This window comes from uncultured Phascolarctobacterium sp. (assembly GCF_937920985.1).
Taxonomy (GTDB): Bacteria; Bacillota; Negativicutes; order Acidaminococcales; family Acidaminococcaceae; genus Phascolarctobacterium_A.
This window is the reverse complement of sequence record NZ_CALDXR010000007.1, coordinates 1-4,690: the sequence shown is the minus strand read 5'-3', so window position 1 is coordinate 4,690 and position 4,690 is coordinate 1. Positions and strand designations below refer to the sequence as shown.

The 4,690-nt window shown below is 41.1% G+C and carries 1 protein-coding gene; it reads left to right on the top strand.

Annotation, left to right across the window (positions count from 1 at the left end; translation table 11 throughout):
- The coding region (locus Q0612_RS01185; RefSeq protein ID WP_298879677.1) for a hemagglutinin repeat-containing protein at window positions 1-4,607 on the top strand (4,607 nt) is incomplete at its 5' end.
- Window positions 4,608-4,690 lie beyond the last annotated feature (83 nt).

The window sequence follows — 4,690 nt, the reverse complement described above, 5'->3', positions numbered from 1 at the left end:
GCAAAAATTTAACTGTCAATGCTGGCGGTACGGTGGAGAATGTAGGCTATCAGGGGACTGTCCACTATTATGACCGTGGTAATGATTACCATTACTGGAAGTACAAGAAACACAGAAGAATGCATATTCGTTGTCGCTGGGTTTATGGTACTACGGTGATTCCTTACTATGACCATACGATGCGTGATGAGGAGGGCACTGACAGTGAGCGCTTAAGCCTTTTGAGCGGTGTTAGTGGTGTAAAAATTGAAGCCAAAGATATTGTAAATAAAACACATCAGGCAAAGGGAAAAGTAGGCGATTTGCCTGAAAGCGATGCTTATTTCAAAACAGATGCAGAAAATCATCTTACGGATGAAAAGCTTTATAAGGAGAAGCAGGATGTATCTACCAGCGTAGAAGGAAAGGCTGATGATAAGGCTGCAGCAGGCAAGGATAACAATACAGGCGAAAAAATGATGGATATTTCCAGCCTGCATATCAACAGCAAAATCTTTAAGCTGACGGATGATGCAACGGCGAAATACCTTATTGAGACGAACAAGAAATTTGCTGATTATCACGAGTTCCTTTCCAGTGACTACCTTTTGGAGCGTGTAAAGGCAGATCCGGAAAAGGTTGGCAAACGACTTGGCGATGGTTATTTTGAGCAGCAGCTTGTTTTGCAGCAGATAGGTACGCTGACGGGCAAGAAATATCTTGGCGATTACGGCAGCGATATGGAGCAGTTTGCTGCCCTGATGAACGCAGGCGCAGTAGTTGCGGAAGCAATGGATTTGAAGGTTGGCGTAGCACTGACAGCAGAGCAGATGGCAAGCCTGACCACAGATATTGTCTGGCTGGTGGAAGAAGTAGTCAACGGCGAAAAGGTTCTTGTACCGGAGGTGTTCCTGGCACAGGTGCGCAGCGAAGATTTGCGTCCTGATGGTGCGCTCATCGTAGGCGGTGAGGTAGAGCTGTACTCCAAGCAGGATATCAAGAACATGGGTAACATCAAAAGCGATGGTACTGTAGCTTTGCGTGCAGAAAATGTGGGCAACAAAGGCGATATTGCTAGCGAAAATTTAACTGTTAAAGCAGAGAAAAATATCACCAACAGTGGCACCATGCGTGCAAAAGCGGATGCATTGCTACAAGCGGAGAATATCACTAACGAAGCAACTGTTAGCAAAAAACAATATAAGGAGCTGAACCAGAAAAAGCTTGAAGCAACTGGTTCTATTAGTGCTGGGCAGAATCTGACACTGGAGGCAGGTAACAGCATCACTAACAGAGGAGCAAATCTGACTGCAGGCAAAAATTTAACTTTGAACGCTGACGATGTTGATATCGTAACGGTAGCCAAAGAAAAGCACGTTGCCGTAGCTTATGGCAGTTCTTCAGCAGAAATCCATGACGTGCAGCACCATCAAAGTGCACTGAGCGGCGAGAACATCCGCCTGAATGCTAAAAAGGACATTAGCATTGCTGGTGGTGTTTTGAGTGCAAAAAATGATGTGGAGTTGGATGCTAAAGGTGATGTAAACATAAACGCGGTGAAAGATTTGTACAGCGAGGAAAGCGAAGTAGGCAACCGTGGCGGCAGCTATTACAACCATAACAAGCAGGTGGATGAGGCTGTAAAAGGCACAACTATTGCGGCGAAGAACGATATCAGTATTGCGAGCGGCAACAATATAAATATTAAAGGCAGCAACGTAGCCAGTGAAGCAGGAAAAGCAGACTTGGCTGCCGAAAATAATATAAATATTGCTAATGAAACAGAATACCACGAGCGCCTGCACGAAGAGCACAACAAGGTCAGTGGATTGCTTTCGTCCAAAACAACGGATATTTACGATTATAGTAAGCAGAATACTGTTGTCAGCAGTAATGTTTCTGCCGGAGAAATTGCGATTAGCAGTAAAAAAGATGCGAATATTACAGGCAGCAACGTAGTTGCAGATAATGACGTAAGCGTAAAAACTGGCGGCAATCTGAATATTGGCAGTGCGGAGCAGACAAGCGAAAGCGAATACAAAAAAGCTGTAAAGAAAAGCGGTGTGTTTGCTGGCGGCGGCTTGGGCTTTACCATTGGCAAGGAAAAGCAGAAGGACCAGTACGCTAATCAGAACATTGAGCAGGTGGGAAGCACTGTTGGCAGTGTTAAAGGCAGTGTGAACCTGGATGCAGAAAAGGATGCAAATGTTAAAGGCAGCAGTGTTGTCGCAGGTAAGGATATTAATATCACCGGCGAGAATGTCAGCATTGAAAACAGCAACAGCGTTTATAATGCGCAGGAGAAGCATGAGTTCAAAAGAACAGGACTGAGCGTTTCTGTTGGCGGCGAAGCAGTAAACAAGGTAAATGAAGTAGTTAACCATGTTGAGCGTGCCAATCAGGTAAATGATAAACGTTTGGCAGCGTTGCATGGTTATAAGGCCGTTGAGTCTGTAGAGAAAAATATAGGCATGATAAAAGATGCTGTGAAGAATCCATCCCAAGGACTTTCACTTAACGTGAGCGTTGGTAGCAGCCAGAGCAGAAGCGAAAGCAAGAGTACAACCGTAGTAGCTAATGGCAGCAATGTCAAAGCTGCAGGTGACGTAAAGATTACCTCTACGGAAAAAGACATTAATATCATTGGCAGCAATGTTGAAGGCAAGGACGTTACCTTAAACGCTAAAGAAAACCTTAATATAACTGCGTCTAAAAATACGAATAAAACGGAGCAAAACAGTAAATCCAGCAGTGCAAGTGTTGGCGCAAGCCTGGAACTTGGCAAAGGCCCAAGCTACAGCATTTCTGGCAGTATGGCAAAGGGGGAAGTGTCTGCAAATGGCATAACCTATAACGAAAGCACTGTGACCGCCAATAAAGATTTAAGTTTTGCCAGCGGTAAAGATACGAATATTAAAGGCGGTATGCTGAGCGGTGAAAAGGTTACCGGCAACGTAGGCGGAGACTTTAACATCGAAAGCAAGCAGGACGGCAACAGTTATAAGGAAAACAATAAATCAGTTGGCGCAAGCATTGGTCTTGGCAGCAATAAAGCTGTTAGCGGCAGTGCAAGCGTAGGCAAGATTGACAGCAAATATGAAAGCGTTACCGACCAAAGTGGTATCTACGCAGGGAAAGAAGGCTTTGCGATTAACGTAGGTGAAAACACCGACCTTAAAGGTGGAATAATTTCCAGCGCAGCGGAGGCAGAGAAGAATAAGCTTTCTACAGGAACGCTGACTTTTGAGGATATTGAAAATAAGGCGGATTATAAAGCAGGTAGCATTGGTTTTAACGTGAAACATGATGGTGATAAAGAGAAAAATGAACAAATTGAGAAAAATGAGCGTGGCGTAACGCCTTCAATTGGCATGCCTGCAAGTGGAGAGTCTGAAAGCACAACGAAAGCCACAATTAGCAAAGGTACAATTGAAATTCGTGATAAAGAGAATCAGAAGCAGGATATCAATAAGCTGAATCGTGATACTGCAAACAGCCTTAATAAGCTTGGCGAGATTTTTGATAAAAATACTATTAAAGAAAAGCAGGAGTTTGCGGGATTATTCCAAGAATTTGCTCATGATTATATTGGAGGTTTAACAGGAAAAATTGGCCAAGATGAAAAAGCAGCATTAAATACTTTTGTTGATGGATTAATTTCAGCTTGGACTAATGGGAATTTCTTAGCAGGTGCTAGTGGAACTGCTTTACTTGAATCAATGCAGAATGAGCTGGAAAAAATTAAAGATCCTGCATTAAAACAAATTGTTGCTGGAATGATGGGTGCGTTAGCTGGTGAATTAGTGGGCGGCGATGCGCAAGTTGGTGCTTCTAGTGCGGTTAGTACTGAAAAGTATAATCATCTTAACCATACTCCCGATAATGATGAGTATGGAGAGTTTAAAGAAAAACTAAATAGAGCCGAAAATTTAATGCAAGTAAAAAATATATATGTAGATGGAGAAGAAAAAAGTCAAAAAAATGAGGATGCATGGTTTGCAGTTCATGAAAATGATTTACCTGATTACTATGACAACAATGGTAATGCTGTATATATACCAATAAATGTTGGCGTTGATTTGTCTGGCAATGCTGTATATTTGTTTCCAGGACCAGCGCATAATAAAATTGTTGTTGAAAATATTTATATTCCTTCAGAGATGAAGCAAAAGATTTATAATTTTAATATTAGTGATTTAAGTAATGGTGAGTTTTATTCGATTTCTTCAAGCTTTAGTCATAAAGGAATAAGTATTGCAGTTTCATTATCAGTGAACCAATATGGAGATATTTTTCAAACTATAGAAGCAGGACTTGGTCGTAGTTTACCAGTTATAGATTTTTCTAAAATCAGTAAAACATTAAGTGATTCAGGTGCTTCATATACTGAAAGCTACGGAGTCGTTGTGAATAAGCATAAAAATGTAATAAGTGATAGATATGATTTATTAAACACAATGACAGGGGTAGGTCTAAATTTGAATGGTAATGTATTAAACAGCGGTTTTGGTGGTTCTTTATCTTCAAATGGAAATTTCATTATGAATAAAACTAGTAATATATCTAATGATTCTTTTGGCATTAGTGGGACAATAAGCGTAAGCTCTTATGTTGGAAGGAGAAAATGATATGTTGGAGAAAAAAACACTGTTAAAATTACATTGGAGAGGAAATAAAATTAATAATTATTTTCTTCTGGTTGTCTTTGTTT